At 72.0% G+C, this 19605-nt stretch carries 23 protein-coding genes; 11 read left to right on the top strand and 12 right to left on the bottom strand.

Annotated features, from left to right (window positions below; translation table 11 throughout):
* Window positions 1–25: 25 nt before the first annotated feature.
* The 5 genes from ACZ52J_RS27560 to ACZ52J_RS27540 form a co-directional block, all read right to left on the bottom strand.
* Complete coding sequence (locus ACZ52J_RS27560) at window positions 26–1528, bottom strand: serine/threonine-protein kinase (protein ID WP_465622529.1); 1503 nt, start codon at window positions 1526–1528, stop codon at window positions 26–28.
* An 87-nt stretch (window positions 1529–1615) separates the two neighbouring features.
* Complete coding sequence (locus tag ACZ52J_RS27555) at window positions 1616–2101, bottom strand: NUDIX domain-containing protein (RefSeq protein ID WP_465622528.1); 486 nt, start codon at window positions 2099–2101, stop codon at window positions 1616–1618.
* Window positions 2102–2204: 103 nt separating this feature from the next.
* On the bottom strand, window positions 2205–2684 hold the full coding sequence (locus ACZ52J_RS27550; RefSeq protein WP_465622526.1) for an NUDIX hydrolase: 480 nt from the start codon (window positions 2682–2684) through the stop codon (window positions 2205–2207).
* A complete protein-coding gene (locus ACZ52J_RS27545) occupies window positions 2681–2917 on the bottom strand; it encodes a hypothetical protein (RefSeq protein WP_465622525.1) in 237 nt (78 codons plus the stop codon). The genes ACZ52J_RS27550 and ACZ52J_RS27545 overlap by 4 nt, the downstream gene beginning before the upstream one ends.
* Before the next feature lie 518 nt (window positions 2918–3435).
* Window positions 3436–3891 carry an SRPBCC family protein gene (locus tag ACZ52J_RS27540; RefSeq protein ID WP_465622524.1) on the bottom strand — a complete coding sequence of 152 codons (456 nt, stop codon included), beginning with the start codon at window positions 3889–3891 and terminating at the stop codon, window positions 3436–3438.
* 311 nt (window positions 3892–4202) lie between these two features.
* On the opposite strand from ACZ52J_RS27540, the gene ACZ52J_RS27535 reads away from it, so the two are divergent.
* Entirely contained in the window at window positions 4203–5972 is a 1770-nt protein-coding gene (locus ACZ52J_RS27535; protein ID WP_465622523.1) for a hypothetical protein, read from the top strand.
* A 175-nt stretch (window positions 5973–6147) separates the two neighbouring features.
* On the opposite strand, the gene ACZ52J_RS27530 is transcribed toward ACZ52J_RS27535, so the two are convergent.
* Window positions 6148–6606 carry a DUF8189 domain-containing protein gene (locus ACZ52J_RS27530; RefSeq protein ID WP_465622521.1) on the bottom strand — a complete coding sequence of 153 codons (459 nt, stop codon included), beginning with the start codon at window positions 6604–6606 and terminating at the stop codon, window positions 6148–6150.
* A 609-nt stretch (window positions 6607–7215) separates the two neighbouring features.
* On the opposite strand from ACZ52J_RS27530, the gene ACZ52J_RS27525 reads away from it, so the two are divergent.
* From ACZ52J_RS27525 to ACZ52J_RS27510, 4 genes are all read left to right on the top strand, one after another.
* Window positions 7216–7647 carry a peptidoglycan-binding domain-containing protein gene (locus tag ACZ52J_RS27525; protein WP_360504391.1) on the top strand — a complete coding sequence of 144 codons (432 nt, stop codon included), beginning with the start codon at window positions 7216–7218 and terminating at the stop codon, window positions 7645–7647.
* 48 nt (window positions 7648–7695) lie between these two features.
* A complete protein-coding gene (locus ACZ52J_RS27520) occupies window positions 7696–8085 on the top strand; it encodes a peptidoglycan-binding domain-containing protein (RefSeq protein ID WP_465622520.1) in 390 nt (129 codons plus the stop codon).
* An 83-nt stretch (window positions 8086–8168) separates the two neighbouring features.
* Window positions 8169–8549, top strand: coding sequence for a hypothetical protein (locus ACZ52J_RS27515; RefSeq protein WP_465622518.1), 381 nt, complete (start codon window positions 8169–8171; stop codon window positions 8547–8549).
* A gap of 31 nt (window positions 8550–8580) precedes the next feature.
* Window positions 8581–8952 (top strand): peptidoglycan-binding domain-containing protein, encoded by a 372-nt coding sequence (locus ACZ52J_RS27510; protein ID WP_465622517.1) that lies wholly within the window; start codon window positions 8581–8583, stop codon window positions 8950–8952.
* A 129-nt stretch (window positions 8953–9081) separates the two neighbouring features.
* Here ACZ52J_RS27510 and ACZ52J_RS27505 read toward each other — a convergent pair whose 3' ends face one another.
* A complete protein-coding gene (locus ACZ52J_RS27505) occupies window positions 9082–9615 on the bottom strand; it encodes a hypothetical protein (RefSeq protein ID WP_465622515.1) in 534 nt (177 codons plus the stop codon).
* 799 nt (window positions 9616–10414) lie between these two features.
* On the opposite strand from ACZ52J_RS27505, the gene ACZ52J_RS27500 reads away from it, so the two are divergent.
* Entirely contained in the window at window positions 10415–10678 is a 264-nt protein-coding gene (locus ACZ52J_RS27500) for a hypothetical protein (RefSeq protein WP_465622514.1), read from the top strand.
* Between the two features lie 21 nt (window positions 10679–10699).
* On the opposite strand, the gene ACZ52J_RS27495 is transcribed toward ACZ52J_RS27500, so the two are convergent.
* Window positions 10700–10822, bottom strand: a complete 123-nt coding sequence (locus tag ACZ52J_RS27495) for a hypothetical protein (RefSeq protein WP_465622513.1) — start codon at window positions 10820–10822, stop codon at window positions 10700–10702.
* 91 nt (window positions 10823–10913) lie between these two features.
* Between ACZ52J_RS27495 and ACZ52J_RS27490 the strand changes: the two genes are divergently transcribed.
* The 4 genes from ACZ52J_RS27490 (at window position 10914) to ACZ52J_RS27475 (ending at window position 14665) form a co-directional block, all read left to right on the top strand.
* Window positions 10914–11786: an SIS domain-containing protein gene (locus ACZ52J_RS27490; protein WP_465622512.1), complete on the top strand. Its 873-nt coding sequence runs from the start codon at window positions 10914–10916 to the stop codon at window positions 11784–11786.
* 88 nt (window positions 11787–11874) lie between these two features.
* Window positions 11875–12870 (top strand): ROK family protein, encoded by a 996-nt coding sequence (locus ACZ52J_RS27485; protein ID WP_465622510.1) that lies wholly within the window; start codon window positions 11875–11877, stop codon window positions 12868–12870.
* Window positions 12867–13811, top strand: a complete 945-nt coding sequence (locus tag ACZ52J_RS27480; protein WP_465622509.1) for a 1-phosphofructokinase family hexose kinase — start codon at window positions 12867–12869, stop codon at window positions 13809–13811. Before ACZ52J_RS27485 ends, ACZ52J_RS27480 begins: the two co-directional genes overlap by 4 nt.
* Window positions 13802–14665, top strand: coding sequence for a class II fructose-bisphosphate aldolase (locus tag ACZ52J_RS27475; protein ID WP_465622507.1), 864 nt, complete (start codon window positions 13802–13804; stop codon window positions 14663–14665). Before ACZ52J_RS27480 ends, ACZ52J_RS27475 begins: the two co-directional genes overlap by 10 nt.
* Window positions 14666–14672: 7 nt before the next feature.
* Here the strand turns inward: ACZ52J_RS27475 and ACZ52J_RS27470 are convergent, their stop codons facing one another.
* From ACZ52J_RS27470 to ACZ52J_RS27455, 4 genes are all read right to left on the bottom strand, one after another.
* Entirely contained in the window at window positions 14673–15458 is a 786-nt protein-coding gene (locus tag ACZ52J_RS27470) for a DeoR/GlpR family DNA-binding transcription regulator (protein WP_465622506.1), read from the bottom strand.
* Window positions 15459–15900: 442 nt separating this feature from the next.
* Window positions 15901–16791, bottom strand: a complete 891-nt coding sequence (locus ACZ52J_RS27465) for an alpha/beta fold hydrolase (RefSeq protein WP_465622504.1) — start codon at window positions 16789–16791, stop codon at window positions 15901–15903.
* Between the two features lie 92 nt (window positions 16792–16883).
* Window positions 16884–17888 (bottom strand): NADP-dependent oxidoreductase, encoded by a 1005-nt coding sequence (locus ACZ52J_RS27460; protein ID WP_465622502.1) that lies wholly within the window; start codon window positions 17886–17888, stop codon window positions 16884–16886.
* A gap of 127 nt (window positions 17889–18015) precedes the next feature.
* The gene (locus ACZ52J_RS27455) at window positions 18016–18702 is read right to left on the bottom strand and encodes an SDR family oxidoreductase (RefSeq protein ID WP_465622501.1); all 687 of its coding nucleotides are present in this window, start codon (window positions 18700–18702) and stop codon (window positions 18016–18018) included.
* Window positions 18703–18816: 114 nt separating this feature from the next.
* Between ACZ52J_RS27455 and ACZ52J_RS27450 the strand changes: the two genes are divergently transcribed.
* Complete coding sequence (locus ACZ52J_RS27450; RefSeq protein WP_465622500.1) at window positions 18817–19377, top strand: TetR/AcrR family transcriptional regulator; 561 nt, start codon at window positions 18817–18819, stop codon at window positions 19375–19377.
* Window positions 19378–19605 lie beyond the last annotated feature (228 nt).

Here is a 19605-nt window from a genome sequence, read left to right as displayed (position 1 = left end):
CCCGGGCGGGCATGCCGCCGCCGCGTCACGCGGGGTGGCGGGCGCCGGGGATCTTCCACCAGAGGAGCCAGACGCCGGTGGAGACGATCAGCGCGTTCACGACGATCGGGCCCGGCATCGGGCTGTAGCCGTGCAGGCCCATCCACCCGATGGAGTCGACGTACATGACGGCGTAGAACAGCGCCACGTCGAAGATCAGGAAGAGGGCCCACACCAGCCCCGGGTGGAGACGCGGCCGGGGCAGCGCGTGCACGAGCGAGATCACGGCCGTGGCGGCGATCACGCGCGAATAGTAGGAGGGCGGCAGGTAGGACAGGTCGTTCCACGGCAGCGCCAGGCCGACGGCCCAGAGCAGCGCCATGCTGCCGATGAAGCGCAGCAACCGGACGACGGCCGGGCTGGTCCCGGGCGTGCCGTCGGTGCCACCGGTGCCGTCGGTGCCGACGGCGGTCGGTGCCACCGCCGGCGGGTAGGGCGGGGGCTGCTGCTGCGGCACCCGGGCGCCCTCGGCGGTCGGTACCTGGTGCGGGTGCGGGTGCGGACCGAGTACCGACCGCAGCGGTGCCGTGGGCGTCACCGGCGCCGGAGGGACGGGTGCCGGGTAGACCGGGGGCGGACCGAACCCGCCAGGCCCGAACCCGCCCGACCCGAACCCGCCCGACCCGGACGTGTCGACCTGCGTCGGCGGGGCGACGAGCGGAGCCACCTCGCCCCGGGCCACCGACTCCAGCGCCGCGAGCGCCTGTTCGGCCGTCAGCCGCTGCGCCGGGTCCTTGGTGAGCAGCCCCGCGAGCACCGGCGCGAGCGCACCGGCCCGCCGGGTCGGGCGCGGGGGCTGGGTGACGACGGCGATGCAGAGCGCCGTGAACGACTCCGCGTGGAACGGCGCCTCGCCCTCCACCGCGGCGTAGAGCGTCGCACCGAGCGACCACAGGTCGTTGGCGGAGGTCGGCGGCCTGCCCTCCAGCTGCTCGGGGGCCATGTAGGCGGGGGTGCCGATGACGGCGCCGGTGCGGGTGAGCGCGGTGGTCGCGTCAGCCATGTGCGCGATGCCGAAGTCGGTGAGGATGACCCGCTCGTCCATCAACAGGACGTTGTCCGGCTTGAGATCGCGGTGGACGATCCCCGCCGCGTGCGCCTGCTGCAGCGCCTTGAGCATCGCGGCGCCGATCTCGGCCACCCGCCGGACCGGCAGGGCTCCCTCCCGGTCGAGCAGCGAGGCGAGGGAGGCCCCGGTCACGTACTCCATGACGATCACGGGCGCGCCCTCGTGCTCGACCACGTCGTGGACGGTGATGATGCCCGGATGGTTGAGCCGCGCGGCGGCGAGCGCCTCGCGCAGCGTGCGCCGCAGGAGTTGCTCGCGGTGGCCGTCGGCGACGCCCTCCGGCAGGAGCACCTCCTTCACGGCGACATCCCGACCGAGGGTCTCGTCCCGTCCCCGCCACACGCGGCCCATGCCGCCTTGCCCGATGAGGTCGTGGAGGCGGTACCGGCCCCCGACGACTGCCCCGCTCGTCGCTGTCACGGGCTCATACCTTAGTGCGGCGGCCCTGCCCCGGACACGCCCCGGCGCGGACCCGTCGGGAGGCCGACGGTGTCGGCCCCCCTGCTCTCACCCGCCGACCAGGGTCCGCGGGTCGAAGGGCTTGCCGTCCCAGCCGTGGGCGGAGAAGCCGCGCCCCCCGGACAGGTACAGGGTGAGGGCGGCGTGGGAGGTCGGGAACATCGGCAGCGGCAACGTGTCGGCCGGGGACCAGGTGACGGTGAGGTGCTTGTCCGGCTCGGTGTTCGTCAGCTCGCCGCGCCAGGCGGTGGCGAGGAACACCGACAGCAGGAACGGGCCCTTGCCGTCCCAGCCGGTACGGACCTGGACCGTGTGCACGAGCCGCAGGCCTTCCGGGTCGACGATCAACCCGGTCTCTTCCCGCAGTTCACGGGCGGCGGCCTCGTCCAGGCGCTCGCCGACCTCGACCTTGCCGCCAGGGATCGTCCACGCCGGGGTCGTGCTCCAACGGTTCGCGGCGTAGTGGATCGTCGCGATCCGGCCCCGGCCCCGGTCATGGGCGATCACGGCCACGGCCTGGCGAAGGCTTTCCACAGTGCTACCTCCAAGACGGTTGAGCGAACAAGGATTTCAGACGGTCGGGGGGCCGGCCGCGCCGCGCAGCAGCCGGTCGGCGTCGTCGGGGAGGGCGGCGCGGTCATGACGGCCAGCCGACGGTGGACAACGGGTTGCCGCGGGTGACCTCGGCGAGGGCGTGCGCGGTGTACGGCACGATGTCGGCCGGCAGCCGGTCGAGCGGCCACCACCGCAGTTCCTCGCACTTGTGCGGCTCCGCGTTGCGCACCTGCCCGCCGTAGCGGGCGGGGCGGAAGAAGAGCTGGAGACGGCTGCGCCCGTCGTCGGCGTCGAGGTGGTGCAGCGTGTGGACGAGTTCGAGGTCGTCCTCGGCGATGGTGATGCCGAGTTCCTCCTCGGCTTCGCGGGTCATGGAGCGGGTGACGTGCTCGCCGCGCTCCATGTGCCCGGCCGGGAGGTGCCAGAGGCCGTTGGCGTAGCTGGTGTTGCGGCGTCGGCCGAGCAGGACCGCGCCGTCGCCGGCCAGGACGAGGTGGACGCCGACGACCAGCGTCAGCGGGTCCGTCCCGGGCGCGCGGCCGGTGTGGTCGAGGTGGGTCACGAGGTCCTCCCGGTGGATTGGCCGTTCGCCGCGGTGAGCAGCGGCAGGTAGTGGTGCATGTAAGGCGGGACCTTGAGGTCGAGTACCTCGTCGAAGGGGACCATGCGCACGGCCAGGCCCTCGTCACCGAGCCGCAGGTCGCTCTCGGGGCCGTGCCAGACGGCGTATCCTCCAGACGCGGAGCGGTGCGCGGGCGTGCGGAAGCGCCGGATTCGGCCGACGAGAAAGCGCAAGGTGGCTTGTCTCAAGCCGAGTTGACGGAGTTGTTACGGGCGGGTGGCGTCCGATGATGCTGCTGTTCGAATGCGGTGTTCAAGTGGATTACCTCCGGGCGATCCCGGGGCGAACAGGGACACTTCGAGCACCTCCCGGGCGCGGTCCAGCGTGTCCTCCAGCTGGTCGATCACGGGGCGGACGGCGGCGGAGCCCAGTGCGCAGGCGGCGAGCGCCTGTTCGAGCGCGGCTCCCGGCCGGGTTCGATGCGGTCGCGGACGCCATGGTGGGTGAGGAGGTCGCGCAGCGCAGAGCCGCCGCCAGATTCACCCGTTCGGCTGGTCCCGTACACGAGCAGGTTTCGGGCCGCGGACGGGGTCATGATCCTGGGTTCGGACCGCCGGATGTCCGGCGAGCCGGTCGGCTGCTTCTTCCGGCGGCCCTTCCACGTCCGAGTCGCCGCCCTCGATGTCTACCGGGCGGCGGAGGCCGCCCAGGCTGAGGGCGGGCAGGCCTGGTCCTGGCCGATTCGCGGTCGTCAGCCGCCCTCGGGCGACGGCCGGGGGCCGGCCCCCGCGTCGCGGTCCTCGATGAAGTGCTTGAAGCGGCGCAGGTCGCCGCGTACCTGGACGCCGAGCACGCCCAGCTTGTCGGCGGCCTTCTCGGCCAGGCCGGTGGGCTGGAAGACCATGGTCATCCTCACCCGGGTGCGGGCTGCTCCGAGCGGCTCGAAGTCGACCGTGCCGGTGTGCTTCACGCTCTCGCCGGTGGTGCGCCAGGCGACCCGCTCATCGGGCACCCGCTCGACGACCTCGGTCTCGAACTCCCGGGACAGCCCGGCGATCCTGGTCCGCCAGTGGGCACGGCGGTCGTCCAGCTGCCTGACCTCCTCCACGCCGTCCATGAACTTCGGGAAGTCCCCGAAGGTCGCCCACTGGTCGTAGACGACGCGGACGGGCACGTCCACGTCGATCGACTCCACCACCGTGCTCATCGCTCACCTCTCCACGCTGTCCTGTCGGCCGATCCGCCGCGCGGCCACCGGGAGGGAGGTTCGCGGACGGCGCCCCTGTCAGTCTGGGCCGTGCGCCGGGCGTCGGCGACCGGTCGGTCGGGGTTCCCGGGGGCTCGGCGCCCGCCGCCGGGCGGTCGACGGCGGGTCCGCCCGGGTGACCGGCCCGGTGGCAGGAGCGAGGGGCCCGGCGTGTCACCCGGGCCGACCGTGACCGCTCTGCCAGCGTGTTCCGCGGCCCGGTGCCGGACGAGCCGCACACCGGCACAGTGATCCGACCCGAGGAGCCCCGCTTGCCTCACCGGTTGCCCCTTCCCCGGCTGACGGCCGTCGTCGTGGCCCTGCTCCTCGGGCTCTCCGCCTGTTCCAGCTCCGGCACCGGCTCCGGCTCGGGAGCGCGCCCGGCCGACTCGCACGGCAGTTCCCCGCCCGCCGACGAGGTGGCCGCGGGCGGTCCGCTGGTCGGCGACCCCACCCTCGTCTCCGGCGAACAGTCCTGCGCGGCCGCGGAGGGCAACGCTCCGTGGTATCCGACCATCGCCGCCTTCGAGGTCCACGACTCGAACCGGACACACCGCTACGCGTGCGCGCACTTCGCGGGCGCCCCGTCGAACAACCAGGTCTACGCCTACAGTTCGCAGCAGGTCTACGCCACGCCGTACAACATCGTGGACCGCGGCCCCGACGAGCTCTACGTCTACGGCGGTGGCTACGGCGACGACCCGGCCGCCTCCGGCTCGTTCGTCTCGCGGGTGGAACCCGGAACCTTCAACGAGGTCTGGCGGCAGGTGCTCATCAACACCCACGCGACCGACGAATGGGACTACCCAGGCGTCCTGAACGTCCTGTCGGACGGCAGCCTGGTGGTCATCTACGGTTACCACATCGCCCGGATCGACCCGCAGACCGGCAAGGTCCTCGCCCGGACCACCCTTCCCACCGGCCAGTCGGCCCCGCGCGACACCGCGTACAACGGCTACGACGCGCTCTCCGACGGGACCATCGTCGCCAAGACCGTCAACCGGCAACCCGGGTGCACGGAGCAGGGTTTCAGCGCCTTCCTCAACTGCCCCGACCCGACGGCCGTACCGCCCTCGATCATGGTGGCGATCGACCCGAAGAGCCTCCAGGTGATCTCCCAGGTAACGCTGCCCGAGATGATGGGCGGCCGCATCACCACCTCGACGCTCAACGACACGCAGGAGATCTACCTGCCCGGAGCGACCAAGCTCTACCGCTACACCTACCAGAACAGCGCCTTCGCCCCCGACCCCTCGTGGGGGCCGGTGCCCTACCTCAAGGACGGGCAGACGGCCGCGTCCGCCATGGCCGTCATCAACGATTACGTCGTCGCGATGACCAACGGCGGGAAGCCGACCCCGACCCCGATGAGCGTCGTCGCCGTCTCCCAGAGCGACTCCACCAAGGTGGCGAACGTCCAGCCCTTCGCCGACAGCGGCAGCAAGAACAGCTTCATCCCGTCGATGGTCTCGGTCGACCCCGAGAACAACCGCGTCTACGCGATGGACGCCGGAGCGGGCAAGCTGGCCGGGATCGACCTGACGAACGGCGCGCTGTCGGTGGCGTGGACGCAGGACCAGACGACGCTCAGCTTCACGACCCTCATCGGCCCCGGGGACCAGCGCGTCCTGATCGGGACCGACATCCCGGTGAAGTTCTTCCAGGGCCTCAAGAAGTACACCACCGAACAGGTCGTGTGGCGCAGGGCCCAGGACGGCACCGAACTCGCCCGGTCCAGCCAACTGCCCAAGATGACCCAGGGAATCCTGGTCACACCCGGCTACGCCGCACTCCAGTACTTCCTCACCGCGGACGGCCACGTCACCGGGCTCCAGGTCGCGCCGAAGCCCGCGTCCCCGTCTCCTTCGCCCGCCGCTCCGGGCAGCCCCACGAAGTCCACGTCCCCGGCGTCTCCCGCGTCCCCGGCGTCCCCGGCGTCCTCGGCGTCCTCGGCGTCTCCTGCGTCCCCGGCGTCCCCGGCGTCCCCCGCGTCGTCCGGCTCGCCAGGTCCGTCCGGCACCGCCACGGTGACCCCGTCCTGAACCTGTTCACGCACCTCGTCGGCCTGCCACCGGCCACCCATCACCGTCCCGCCCGTCGCCGTCCCGCCCGTCGCCCCGAACGACCGAGGAGCCCGAGCGCACCCGCTCGGACTCCTCGGTACCGGCGAACCGGCCCCGGGCTGGAGACCCGAAACCCCGGGTGTGAAGCACGGGGTCAGACGGCGGCCCACCCGGTCCAGTTGCCGTTGGTGTCACGGACGCGGCTCCAGATGCGGCCGTCGGTGCCCTTCGCGCCGACCTCGAAGTTGCCGAAGCCCATGTCCGTGGCGAGGATGCCGACCGGGCCCGCCAGGACACCGCCGAGGGAGAGCCAGCCGCTCTTCTTGCCGGACTTGTCGACGGTCCAACGCGTCCACACGGCGTGGTCGGTGCCGATGACGAACACCTCCTGGCGGCCGTCACGGAAGTAGTACGTCGCGGTGCCGGCGCCGTACTCGTCGCCGCAGAGGTAGTTGCCGCCCCACACCGGGCTGCTGCACACGCCCAGGCTGCTGCCGACCGTGCCGCTGCCCGCGCCGGGGGCGCCCGAGCCCGCCGCACCGGCGGGCGCCGCGCCGAGGGACAGCGCGGCGAGCGCGGCCACGGAGGCGGCAACGGCCTTGATGAGCTTCATGATTGCTCCCGAGGAGAGACGTGCAGACCGATCGGGACCGAGCGAACAGGCCGGTCCCTCACCAGTGCTGACGGGGGCACACCCGGAACGGGTTCAACCGGCCTGCCGACGGTCGCTGCGCGCCTTGTCCGGATCGGCGGCGGGCCCTGAGCAGGCTGTGGGGGCAGCCACCCGACATATCGGACCGCCCCAGAATTGAGACGTCTCAGCTTCCCCCCTGAGACAGGCATCCGATCACCGCCGGCACCCCGCGCTGGGACACCCGGTGACACCCGGCGACACGTGGTGAGACGGCGTGAGATGGCGTGAGATGGCGTGAGATGGCGTGAGATGGCGTGAGACGGATCCGGGCCACCGGGAATCCAGCAGAGCGTCAGGCCGTCGATCGGTAGGCTCCGAACCCAGCGGTGGCCGTGATCAAGGTCCCGCACATCCGAAGTGATGCCGTGCCAGGGGCGAGCTGCGCTCCCGTCCGGCCGTGCCGCGCCCTTTCCTCGCGCGGCTCGTGGCGTCGTACCGGAACCAGGAACCGTCCGGAACGTCGAGGGCTTACCGGCTACCGCTACCCGCAGGTGCCCGGCTGCGCCCCGGCTGAACAGGAGGAAGTCGATGAGCATGGTGGCAAGGATCGGCAAGGGGGCCGTGGCGCTGGCGATGGCCGGTGCATCGGTGCTGGGTGTGACGGGCAGCGCGAGTGCGGCCCCCGGTGCGTCCTACATCGGACCCGGCTACGCCACCTCCGGCGCCGGTGTGTGGTGCGTGCAGCACAGCATCAACTACTTCCTCGCCAACAACGGATCGGCGTACCGCGCGAGCGCCCCGTACTGGTCGCTCGACGAGGACAGCCAGTGGGGTCCGAAGACCGAGGCCGAGGTCCGCTGGTTCCAGGCGCACTGGGGCTACGACCAGGACGGCATCGTCGGACCGACCACGGGCTTCCAGATCCTGGTCTACGGGGAGCCGAAGTTCAGCGGGACCCCGTGGAACGGCCCCGGCTACTGCTACTGGCAGGTGCCCAGCGACCACATGTACGGCGCGTAGCACGAACATTCCGTCCCCCTGTCGAAACCCCTGTCGAAAGGAATCACCATGATCAAGAAGTCGATCGGCCGAGGCCTGGTCGCAGCCGTCGCCCTCACGCTCTCCACCGCCGCACTGGCCGGTACCGCGCAGGCGTCGACCACGGCCCCCTACCTCGGTTACAGCCACACCACCTCGGGCACCGGGGTGTGGTGCGTGCAGCACCTGGTCAACGACTACCTGCGGCTGAGCGGGGAGGCGACCATCAGCGAGGACAGCCAGTGGGGCCCGCAGACCGACGCCGCCGTGCGGAACTTCCAGCAGGCCGTCCTCGGCAGCAGCCAGGCGGACGGCGTCGTCGGCCCGCGGACGGGCAGCAAGCTGATGAACGTCGACTGGACCGACCCGTACGCCGGGCCCAACGGCTCTTGCCTGCCGTTCATCCCGACCACCAGCTGATCCGCAGCCGGCTGCGCGAAGGCCGGAAGAGGCCCCGTTCCGCCGAGCCCGGCGGACGGATACCCACAAGGCAGAGGAAGACCATGCACAACGCACTCAAGAAGCTGGCGGCGACCGCCGCCGTCGGCGTGTCCACGCTCGCCATGTCGCTGGTCGGCGCCACGGGCGCGCACGCCGACTCCCAGGACGGCTGCCCCTACCCGTACGTGTGCATCTACGCCGGTCCCTCCAGCAGCACGATCGTGGCCCAGTTCCGGGACATCACCAGCTACTACCAGAGCACCTACCACGGCCCGGGCTTCAGCGTCGTCAACACGCGGAACCAGGACACGGTGTGGCTTCGCATCAACTACGGCGGCAGCGACGACTACGAGTGCCTCAGCAACGCGAGCCACGACCAGAACAGCATCGGATCGCTCGGAACCCTCACCGGCATCATGATCAGCTCCAACACCAGCTGCTGATACCCGCCCTCGGCAGAACGGATGTGACGGCATGAGAACAGGCGCAACAGCAGCACGGATCGCCGCCGGTCTGGCGTTGTCGCTGTCGGTGGTCATCGGCCTCGGCGGAACGGCCCAGGCGTCCCCGACCGCCCCCTACCTTCGGACGGGGTCGTCCGGACAGGCAGTCAAGTGCGTCCAGGCGTTCCTCAACCTCGCCGGACTCGGCCACAGGATCGCCGTGGACGGCGACTTCGGGCCGGACACGAAGAGCACGGTCGAGGACTTCCAGCGCGCGGACGGCCTGCCGATCGACGGCATCGTCGGACCCCGAACGGGCACCGAGTTGTGGAACTACTACAACGCGTACGTCTTCCCGCATGTCATGGACTACTGCTACGACTACATCCCGACGCAGTCGTAAGGCGCGCCACCCCGCTCCTGCCACGACGGCACCGCCCGGCAAGGGCGGTGCCGTCGGCATCCGGAGCCGGTGTCCGGGCGGGGCACCGGAGGCACCGTGCGGGGTGCCGGAGGGACCCGGGTGGGGGGACTACCTGACGCTCTTCGAGAGCGGCACCGCCAGCTGCATGAGGTGCGGCAGCCGTCCCAGGATGTCGTCGCCGCTGAGGAACAGCAGCCGGTCGCCGACCCGGGTCACGATGATCTCCTCGCTGTGGTACGGGCCCTGAGGCACCTTCTTCATGTCGAGGGCCTCGTCGCCGAGCCCCGGCACGGGCTGCTGGGTCGCGGTCAGCGACACCGACGTGCCGTCGATCGTCCGCCCCGTGAAGGACTTGCAGCGCTCCGTGTACGCCCGGATCTCGTCGAGCAGCTTGGCCGCGTCGCCGGGGTGGTAGGCGGCCAGGTAGACCTGGACCATGTTCTCCCCGTCGTAGACCTCCTCCATCGTGCCCGAGGCCTTGAGGTCCTGCGAGAGAATGGTTCCGGCGAGACGCATCTGGTTGCACGGTTCCTGCGGCAGCGTCGGCGTGCCCGGACTGTCCGGGACGTACGTGCCGGTGTCGGTCAGGTTGCCGTCGCCCTTGATCGTCCACCCGGCGGGCAGCATGGCAGCGGTCGGCATCAGGCCGCGCAGGACCGGACCGGCAGGAATCGGAGGACCGGTCGGCGTGCTGCTGGGAGGGCCGAACGCCGGGGCGCCGGAAGTCTGCAGCGTCGGCACGGCAGTCGTCGGCACGGCGGTCGTCGGGACGGCACCCGGGGAGGTCGCGCTGCCGTGTGCGGTCACCGCCGGCTGGTCGGCGACGGACCCCGGGCCGGAGGAACACCCCGTGACGACTGCCGTGGCCATTACGACTGCGCCGACCACGAGGGGCAACCTGCCGCCTGCTCGGACGATGGACACAAGAACCCCCATGAGTAGACCAGTTGAGTGCCACACGGCGTAGGAAAGCCGCCGCAGACCGTCACGCCCTGCGGCGAGGGCCGGAGCGTGCCACCCCCGAGAGGCCCGGGAACATGACGTCACCGGCCTCCTCCCGCACGACCTCCTCCACGGGCTGAACCGTGCCCGATCCATCCGACCCGCGGCATGAGTACCCGTACTCAACTCGGCACCCGCTGCACGCCCGTCCCGACCGTTGCCGACCACCGGCCCGGCTTCCCCATGAGTGCCGACCTCGGGCTGCCGTCGGGGAGCTCGTCGAACTCTCCCCAGCTCCCCGCTCGACCTGCTGCGACAGCGGAAGACCGCGACGAAGACCAGCCACGGCTTGGCGTGGCCCGCGTCGCCGTGAAGGCCTGGGCATGGTCGATCACGCCGAGGTCGAGCAGTAGCCGGCTGAGGACGCCGGCCACCTGGTCGAGCATCCAACGGAACCCGGGCGCTCGCCGCGCCGCTGGTGATCTCCACCGACGCCCGAATGTTCGAACCCTCCTACCTCGCCGCGCACCCGGCCGAGGCGGACCGCCTGAACTCCTCCGTCGAGATCCTCGGCAACACCGAGGTCGTCGCCGTCGACCAGGACCCGCTGGGCGCTGACGGCTCCGTCCGGCTCCTCCAGGCCGGCACGTCCGCCCTCTGCCTGACCGCGCCGAGCACCACCACGGCCGGCGATCCCGACCCGCCCGTCGTGACCAGCTGTGATCTGGCGTGCTCCATCGTGACCAGCCGTGACCAGCCGTGATCCGTCGGGTCACAACTCCTGTCACACGGGCAGGACTTCGGTGCCCTGGTCGGCGAACCGCCCGACCAGGGCACTCGGCGCGTTCCGGCCCGTCACCGGCACGGCGATGTCTCCCTGCTCGCAGCCTGCAACTCCTCTGCTCACTCTTGCGCACTAATGCTCACAAAGCTATAAATCAATCAGCTTCAATCATTCGCATGCCGCGAAGCACTGCCCACCGCTGCAGGAGGACGCCGTGACCCACGTCGCCGACGAGATAGCCAGCCAGCCCGCGCACTGGCGGCGCGCCCTGGAACTCGCTCCGCCCGGACTGCCCGAGCCCGGTGAACGGGTGGCCGTCCTGGGGTGCGGGACGTCCCTGTACATCGCCCAGGCCTACGCCGCGCTGCGGGAGGGCTCGGGCCAGGGCGAGACCGAGGCCTTCGCCGCCTCCGAGTTCCCCGTCGGGCGCCGCTACGACCGTGTCCTGGCCATCAGCCGCTCCGGCACCACGACCGAAGTGCTCGCCGCCCTCTCCCGGGCCGTCGGCACTCCGACGACGGCCGTCACCGGCGCCCCGGCCACGCCGATCAGCGACGTCGCCACCACGGTCATCGACCTGGAGTTCGCCGACGAGAAGTCCGTCGTGCAGACCCGGTTCGCCACCACGGCGCTGGTCCTGCTGCGCGCACGCCTCGGGCTCGTCCCGGCCGATCTGCCCGAGCAGGCCGAGCGTGCCCTGCTTGCCCCGCTGCCCGAAGGCGCCACCGGAGCACGCCAGTTCACCTTCCTCGGCACCCGCTGGACGGTCGGCCTGGCCAACGAGGCCGCACTCAAGCTCCGCGAGGCCGCCGGCTCGTGGACCGAGTCCTACCCGGCCATGGAGTACCGGCACGGCCCGATCAGCATCACCGGGCCCGACAGCGTCGTGTGGTTCTTCGGCGAGCCGCCGGTCGGCCTGCTGGAGCAGGTGACCGCCACCGGTGCCACCGCCTCGGTCTCGCCTCTTGACCCGCTCGCCGACCTGGTCCGCGCCCAGCGCCTCGCCGTCGAACTCGCCATCGGTCGCGGCCTGGACCCCGACCGGCCGTGCAACCTGACCCGCTCGATCATCCTGGCCACCTCATGACGAGGCGGAGCGCGGACGCGCAGGCCGCGGTCGGGCGGAGCGGGGGCACCAAGCGCGCGGTCGGGCAAGAGCGGACGGGCGGGGCGGCATGACGGTCATCGCACTCGATGTCGGCGGGACCCAGATCAAGGCCGGTGTGGTGGCCGAGGACGGCTCCCTGGTCCACAGCGAGCGCTGGTTCACCCGGGCCGACCGCGGCCCGGACGCCGTCCTCGACACGGTCCTGACCTGTGCCGCCGACCTCGCCGGGCGGTACGCGCCGAGGGCGGCGGGCATCGCCGTGCCGGGCATCGTCGACGAGGCGTCCGGAACGTCCGTGTTCGCCGCCAATCTCGGCTGGCGACGGGTGCCCGTTCGGGACTGGCTGGCGGAAGCGCTCGGACTCCCGGTCGCCTTCGGGCACGACGTCCGCGCCGGCGGGCTCGCCGAGGCCCGCCTCGGAGCGGGCCGGGGCTGCCGCTCCTTCCTGTTCGTCCCGGTCGGTACCGGTATCGCCTCGGCGATCGTGCTCGACGGAAAGGCCCTGACCGGCAGCCACGGCTACGCCGGGGAGCTCGGGCACCTGACGGTGCGGCCCGCGGGGGAGCCGTGCCCGTGCGGCAGCCGCGGCTGCCTGGAGACCGTCGCGTCGGCCTCGGCCATCGCCCGCCGCTACCGCGACGCCACCGGGGCGGCCGACGTCAGCGCCAAGGCCGTCAGCGCCAAGGACGTCAGCGCCAAGGACGTCCGGCAGCGCGCCGCATCCGGTGACGTGGTGGCCGCCGAGGTGTGGCGCGAGGCGATCGACGCACTCGCCGACGGCCTGAGCGCCGCGATCACCCTCCTCGACCCCGAGCGCATCGTCATCGGAGGCGGGCTGGCCGGGGCCGGAGCCGCGTACTTCGACCCGCTGCGGGCCGCCCTGGCCGAACGCCTGTCCTTCCAGAAAGCGCCCCGGATCGTCCCGGCGGAACTCGGGCACCAGGCCGGCTGCCTGGGAGCCGCCCTGCTCGCCCAGGACCTCCCCCCGGCCGGCCGGCCCGCGACACCCGTACGACGTCGCTCGCCGGTGCCGCGTCAGACGCGGCGGGGGGCCGACGGATGATCCTGACCGTCACGCTCAACGCCGCACTCGACGTCACCTACCGGCTCGGCCGGCTCCGCCCCCACGCGAGCAACCGGGTGCGGGAGACGGCCGCGCGGGCCGGCGGCAAGGGCATCAACGTGTCCCGGGTCCTGCACACGCTCGGCCACGACACCGTCGTCACCGGCCTGGCCGGCGGACCCACCGGCGAGGCCCTGCGGCGCGATCTCGCCCAGGCCGGGATCACCGATCGGCTGGTCCCGATCGCGGGCGAGAGCCGTCGCACGGTGGCCGTCGTCGACGAGGACCTCGGCGACACCACCATCCTGCTGGAGCCCGGACCGGTCGTCACCGCGGCCGAGTGGGCGCTCTTCCTCGACCGGTACGGCGAACTCGTCTCCCGGGCCGAGGCCGTCGTGCTCTCCGGCAGCCTGCCCGGCGGCATTCCCGCCGATGCCTACGCCGTCCTGATCCGGCTGGCCCGGGCCCACCGCGTGCCCGCCGTCCTCGACACGGCCGGCGAGGCCCTGCGCGCCGGACTCGCCGAGGCACCCGCCGTCGTCAAGCCCAACGCCCACGAACTCGCCGAGGCCAGCGGCACCGGCGACCCCCGCGCGGGTGCCGAGGCGCTGCGCGCCGCGGGCGCCCGGGCCGTGGTCGCCTCCCTCGGTCCGGCCGGCCTCATCGCCTGCACCCTGAAAGGGAGTTGGGCCGCCCGCCCGCCGGAGGCGATCGCCGGCAACCCCGCCGGCGCGGGTGACGCGGCGGTGGCGGCGCTCGCCCTGGGCCTGGTCGCCGGGACGCCGTGGCCCGAGCGGCTCACCCGGGCCGTGGCGCTGTCCGCCGCCGCCGTCGCCGCGCCACTGGCCGGCGACTTCGACCCCGCCGTCCACCGCCGCCTGCTCGGCCAGGCGACCGCAGAGCCCCTCCCCGCACGCACAGGAGAATCCCCATGCCGCTGACCGGTACCGGCCGGATCGTCACTGCTGCCGCCAAGGACGGGCGCGGCGTCGGTGCGTTCAACGTCATCCAGCTCGAACACGCCCAGGCCATCGTCGCCGGCGCCGAGGCCGCCGGGGCGCCGGTGGTCCTCCAGCTCAGCGAGAACGCCGTCCGCTACCACGGCGGACTCGGCCCGATCGCCACCGCCGTCCTCGCCGTCGCCGAGGCGGCCGGGGTGCCGGTCGCCGTCCACCTGGACCACGCCACCTCCGCCGACCTCGTCCACCACGCCGTCGAACTCGGCTTCTCCTCGGTCATGTTCGACGCCTCCGTGCTGCCCTACGAGGAGAACGTCCGGGCCACCGCCGACGTGGTCGCCCACTGCCACGCCGCCGGGGTGTGGGTGGAGGCCGAACTGGGCGAGGTCGGCGGCAAGGACGGCGTGCACGCCCCCGGCGTCCGCACCGACCCGGCCGAAGGCGCCGCCTTCACCGCCGCCACCGGCGTCGACGCCCTCGCCGTCGCCGTCGGCACCTCGCACGCGATGCTCACCCGCGACGCGGCGCTCGACTTCGACCTGATCAGCGCCCTGCGCGCCGCCGTTCCCGTCCCGCTGGTCCTGCACGGCTCCTCCGGTGTCGCCGACGGGCACCTCACCGCCGCCGTGGAACACGGCATGACCAAGGTCAACATCGCCACCCACCTCAACCGGGTCTTCACCACCGCCGTCCGCGAGGCGCTCGCCGGCGACCCGCGCCTCGTCGACACCCGCCGCTACCTCGGTGCCGGACGCTCCGCCATGGCTGCGGAGGTCACCCGCCTGCTCGGGGTGCTCCGGGCGGCCCGCCGAGGCGGCTCGGTGCAGACGTTCTGACACACCGTCAGACGCACCGCACATCCACGCCCTGGCCGCCGAGCTGCTCGACCAGCTCGTCCGGAGCGCCCTTGTCGGTGACCAGGACCGCGATCTCGCCGATGGTGCAGACCTGGGCGAAGGCCCGCTGGCCGAGCTTGGTGGAGTCGGCGACCACGATCACCTTCTCCGCCCGCTCGGCCATCGCCCGATTGGCGCTGGCCTCGCCCTCGTCGTGGGCGGTGGCACCGTACTTCGGGTCGAGCGCGTTCACACCGAGGATCGCGTAGTCCAGCGAGAGCCCCCGGAGCAGCGTGGTGGCCAGCGGCCCGGTCAGCTCGTAGGAGTTGGACCGGGCCACGCCTCCGGTCACCACGGTCTTCACGTAGGGCCGGACCGCCAGCTCATGGGCGATGTTGATGGCGTTGGTGACGACGGTCAGCGCCGTGCCGTGCGCGTGGTCGGCGAGGTCGGCCCGGGTGGCCAGCTCGCGGGCGACCTCCGTCGTCGTGGTGCCGCCGTTCAGGCCGACCACCGACCCGGGCCGGACCAGGCCCGCAGCCGCACGCGCGATCCGGTGCTTCTCGTCCGCCTGGCGCGCGGTCTTGTACCGCAGGGGCAGGTCGTACGCGACCTCGCTCAGCACCGCGCCGCCGCGCGTACGGGTCAGCAGCTGCTGGCGGGCCAGCTCCTCCATGTCACGGCGGACCGTGGCCAGGGACACGCCCAGCAGCTCAGCGGCCTCCGCGACCTCGATCCGGCCCTGCTCGCCCAGGATCTCCAGCAGCCGCGTCCACCGCTCGTGCGTCCCCATCGTCACTCCTCCACATCGTGCTGACGGCGAGCGTATCGCGACCGGACATCGATGATCACGCGCGGACTTTTTGCGCACACGGGATCGGATAGGCCCCCTGCGGAGCAGCTTCGAGCACAAGCCCCGTGGCTGTTGCGCGCATGCTCCGCGGCCCCCCGGCATGCTCTGCGCCTGCTGTGATCCGCCCCTGCGCCGACGGCACGGCTGCGCCGACGGCTTACGGCTGTGCCGCCTGCCCGTTCTCGCCGGGAGGTTGGGCATCGGTTGGGCGTCCGCGTGCTTGTGGCGAGGTGGATCCGGCATGCGGTGTCGAGGGCGTTCTCGGGGATGCCGCTGGGACTGCCGGCGGGCAGGAGGGCGTCTGATCGAGGGCGGGCTGGCTCGTCCCGGGCCCGCCTTGTCCCGGCCGCGCCCGGGACGGCGGGGGATGTGGCCTCAGCGGTCAGGCGTCGGGCCGTGCTTCGAGGAATGCGAGGGCCCTGGCCACGAACTCGTCGTGGAACTGGAAGATTCCGCCGTGCCCGGCGTCCGGGTAGAGGGGGACGAGTTCGCCCCGGGGCAGCCGTGCGGCGAGGTTGAGGGTGTTCTCGCTCGGCACCATCCGGTCGCTCTCGCCGTTGGCCACCAGGACTGGCTGGCGGATGCGGGACAGGTCGGCCGGCGGCTGGAGGCCCCACCGGTGGATGGCCTTCAGCTGGGCGCGGAACGACCTCAGCGAGATGGCTTTGTCGCGGCGGTCCGTGCGCTCCTTCAGCCGTTCCAGGAAGGCGTGTGCTTCGCGTCGGCCGTGTTCGGTGTCGGTGAAGAAGAGGAACTGCTTGGGGTCCTTGCGGGTCAGGAAGCCTTTCAGGATGTCCCGGAGGGTGAGTGCGGTGACCTTGTCGATGCCGGGGCCTCCGGCGGGGCCGGTGCCCGCGAGGATGACCTTGCGCACCAGCTGCGGTTCCTCGGCTGCGATGACCTGGGCGATGAAGCCGCCCATCGACAGGCCGAGCAGGTCGACGTGCTCGAAGCCCAGGGTACGGATGAACAGCACCGCGTCGCGGGCCATCGCTTCGATGGTGTCGGGGGTGGAACCGCCCGACGCTCCGACTCCGCGGTTGTCGAAGGTGATCACCCGGCGCCGGGCGGCGAGTCCGTCGATGACGCGGGGGTCCCAGTTGTCCAGGACTGCGCTCAGGTGGTGGAGCAGGATCAGCGGTACGCCGTCTCCTTCCGGGCCGAGTTGCCGGTAGGCGAAGTCGACGCCGCGCACGGACACCGAACGAGTCGGCACGTCCTTGTACGACGACGGGGCGGGCGTGGGGGCGGGGGAACTGCGCGGTGCGCTCATGATCGGTTCCTGGGGTGCGGAAGGGAGGGGTGGTGGGAGGCGGGATCCTCTCGCTGCCCGGGGCCTGTCGGTGGTGTGGCGGGGGTTGGCCCTCACGCCATCGCGATGACGACCTTGCCGGCCTTGGCGCGGCCCTGCTCGGCGTACTCCATGGCTTCGAGGGTCTGCTCGAAGGGGAAGACACGGTCGACGACGGGGCGGACCTCTCCGGCGTCGATGAGCCGGGTGAGTTCGCGCAGCTGGTCGCCGCTGGCCTTCATGAACAGGAAGGAGTAGGTCACGCCCTGGCGCTTGGCGTGGCGTCGGGTCTTGAAGCTGAGCGCGTTCATCGCCTGCCGCAGGACCAGGTTCGCGCCGAGCTCGCGGGCGAAGTCCGCGTCGGGGGGCCCGGCGATGCTGATGACCTTCCCGCCCGGCTTGAGGACCCGCAGCGACTTGTCCAGGGTCTTGCCGCCGAGGGTGTCCAGGACGACGTCGTAGCCGTCCAGGAGCTCCTCGAAGTCCTGGGTGCGGTAGTCGATGACGACGTCCGCTCCGAGTTCCTTGACCAGGGCGGAGTTGGCCGCGCTCGCGGTGGTGGCCACGTGTGCGCCCAAGTGCCTGGCCAGTTGGAGGGCGACGGTGCCCACTCCGCCGGAGCCTGCGTGGATCAGGACTTTCTGGCCCGGCTGGACCTGTGCCCTCTCGACCAGCGCCTGCCATGAGGTGAGGGCTACCAGGGGAAGGGAGGCGGCCTGGGCCATGGTGAGGGTGGCCGGCTTGTGGGCCAGGTCGTTCTGGTGGACGGCGATGAGTTCGGCGAAGGTGCCGATGCGGTCCTTGGTGGGCCGGGCGTAGACCTCGTCACCCACCGCGAAGCGGGTGACGGCCGAGCCGACCTGGACCACCACTCCGGCGAGGTCGTTGCCCAGCACGAGTGGGAGGCGGTACGGGAGGATCCGCCTGAAGGCACCGTCGCGGATCTTGAAGTCCAGAGGGTTGACGCTCGCCGCGTGGATCTCGACCAGCACGTCGTCGGCGCCCGGCTCCGGATCGGGCATCTCGGCGGCGCGCACCGCGGACTGGTCACCGTACTTCTCGATCACGTAGGCCTTCATCGCTGTCTCCCTGTCTCGTCCGCACAGGGACGGGATCTCCGCTCGCTTCGGGCTGCCCCGGTACGAGGTACTTTCTGGTATCAACTGCTGGTTCGTGACGCCCCACGCCGATGCGGGTGGGTGCGCCTCACGCGGCGTTCGGCGATACGGCCAGGCTCCGCTTCACGTGCCGGGTGGTCTCGTCGGCGAGGATCTCGGGCAGTCCCCGCTCGATGCCGGCCAGGGCCTGGGCGGCGACCTCGGCGGGGTCGGCCTTCTGGTCGGCGGGAACGCTCGCGGCCATGCCCGTGTCCATGTATCCGACGTGCAGCGCCGAGACGGCGATGCCCCGGGGCGCCAGTTCCTCCCGGGCCGCGCCGGTCAGCGCCCAGGCCGCGGCCTTCGCCGCGGCGTAGGCGCCGAGGTCGGCCGGGTGCAGCCAGGACAGGACCGACAGCACGTTGAGCACGGCGCCGCCGCCGTTGGCCTCGATGACCGGGGCGAAAGCCCGCGTCACGGCGAGCGGGCCGAAGAAGTTCACCTCCATCTCCAGGCGCACCATGTCCGGGCTGCCCGTCATCAGGGGCGTTCCGGTGGAGATGCCCGCGTTGTTGACCAGCAGCGTCGCGTCGGAGGCGGTGCGAGCCGCCGCCCGGATCGACTCCGCGTCCGTCACGTCGAGCCGCAGCGCGATGGCACCCGGAAGGTCCACCGTTTCGGGGCGACGGGCCGCCGCGTACACCTTGGCCCCGCGTTCCACGAGCTGGGCGGCCAGATGCCGCCCGAGCCCCCGGTTGGCGCCGGTGACCACTGCTACCGCGTCCTTCAGTTCCATGCCCACTCCCAGCGCCACGGCCGCGTTCAGGCGACCGCACCAATTAGATTACGACTGCAATCTAAGCACTGGTCTAAGATAGATGCCAGTCGACATCCAATCGGGAGGTGGCCGATGGGCCGCGTATCACAGGCGCAGGCGGAGGAGAACCGCCGGCGGGTCGTGGAAACCGCCTCCCGCCTGTTCCGGGAACAGGGGACCCACGTCAGCGTCGCCGACCTCATGAAGGCGGCTGGTCTGACCCACGGCGGCTTCTACAAGCAGTTCGCCTCCAAGGAGGCACTCATCGACGAGGCCACCGCCCACGCGTTCGGCGAACTCGCCCAGCACCACAAGGACGGGCTCGATCAGTACGCCGGGCAGCGCGACGCCGCCCAGCGGGCGCTGATCGACGCCTACCTCTCCGCCGAGCACCGCGACAGCGCGGCAGACGGGTGCCCCGCCGCCGCACTCGCCACCGACATGGCCCGCGACGGCGGACAGAGCGAGGCCCGCCGCGTCTACACCCAAGGAGTGGGCGACTTCGCCGACTGGCTCGACACCAAGGACCAGGACGGCATCACCCGGCTGTGCACCATGCTCGGCGCCCTCGTCCTGTCCCGGGCCACCAAAGGCTCCCCGCTCTCCGAGGAGATCCTCACCACCGCACGCGAGGCACTGACGGCCACCGACTGACCGGAACCACCGTGCGGGGCGGCACGCCGCAGGAAGGGTGCGCTTCTCGCGCGATGCCTGCGATGCCTGCGTGCCGCTGTCGCATCGAGTCGGCGGGTCGGCAACGGGTTGACGACCTCGGCGACCCGCTCGTACGCGGTCACCGCCAGCCCCCACCTCCCGGCAGGCCGTTCCCGGGCGGGCTGCTGACGGTTGCTCAGCCGTCGAGGGCCTCCGCCATGGGGCGCT

This window comes from Kitasatospora sp. NPDC034035 (assembly GCF_055575755.1).
Note: the sequence above shows the minus strand (reverse complement) of the source record. Positions and strands in the feature narration are given on the sequence as shown.

Coding starts and splice junctions, on each gene's coding strand:
- ACZ52J_RS27475 (WP_465622507.1), top strand. CDS start 13,802: ATGCCGCTGACCGGTACCGGCCGGATCGTCACTGCTGCCGCCAAGGAC.
- ACZ52J_RS27530 (WP_465622521.1), bottom strand. CDS start 6,606: ATGAAGCTCATCAAGGCCGTTGCCGCCTCCGTGGCCGCGCTCGCCGCG.
- ACZ52J_RS27480 (WP_465622509.1), top strand. CDS start 12,867: ATGATCCTGACCGTCACGCTCAACGCCGCACTCGACGTCACCTACCGG.
- ACZ52J_RS27515 (WP_465622518.1), top strand. CDS start 8,169: ATGCACAACGCACTCAAGAAGCTGGCGGCGACCGCCGCCGTCGGCGTG.
- ACZ52J_RS27500 (WP_465622514.1), top strand. CDS start 10,415: ATGTTCGAACCCTCCTACCTCGCCGCGCACCCGGCCGAGGCGGACCGC.
- ACZ52J_RS27525 (WP_360504391.1), top strand. CDS start 7,216: ATGAGCATGGTGGCAAGGATCGGCAAGGGGGCCGTGGCGCTGGCGATG.
- ACZ52J_RS27470 (WP_465622506.1), bottom strand. CDS start 15,458: ATGGGGACGCACGAGCGGTGGACGCGGCTGCTGGAGATCCTGGGCGAG.
- ACZ52J_RS27505 (WP_465622515.1), bottom strand. CDS start 9,615: ATGCCGACCGCTGCCATGCTGCCCGCCGGGTGGACGATCAAGGGCGAC.
- ACZ52J_RS27520 (WP_465622520.1), top strand. CDS start 7,696: ATGATCAAGAAGTCGATCGGCCGAGGCCTGGTCGCAGCCGTCGCCCTC.
- ACZ52J_RS27455 (WP_465622501.1), bottom strand. CDS start 18,702: ATGGAACTGAAGGACGCGGTAGCAGTGGTCACCGGCGCCAACCGGGGG.
- ACZ52J_RS27510 (WP_465622517.1), top strand. CDS start 8,581: ATGAGAACAGGCGCAACAGCAGCACGGATCGCCGCCGGTCTGGCGTTG.
- ACZ52J_RS27540 (WP_465622524.1), bottom strand. CDS start 3,891: ATGAGCACGGTGGTGGAGTCGATCGACGTGGACGTGCCCGTCCGCGTC.
- ACZ52J_RS27460 (WP_465622502.1), bottom strand. CDS start 17,888: ATGAAGGCCTACGTGATCGAGAAGTACGGTGACCAGTCCGCGGTGCGC.
- ACZ52J_RS27465 (WP_465622504.1), bottom strand. CDS start 16,791: ATGAGCGCACCGCGCAGTTCCCCCGCCCCCACGCCCGCCCCGTCGTCG.
- ACZ52J_RS27450 (WP_465622500.1), top strand. CDS start 18,817: ATGGGCCGCGTATCACAGGCGCAGGCGGAGGAGAACCGCCGGCGGGTC.
- ACZ52J_RS27485 (WP_465622510.1), top strand. CDS start 11,875: ATGACGGTCATCGCACTCGATGTCGGCGGGACCCAGATCAAGGCCGGT.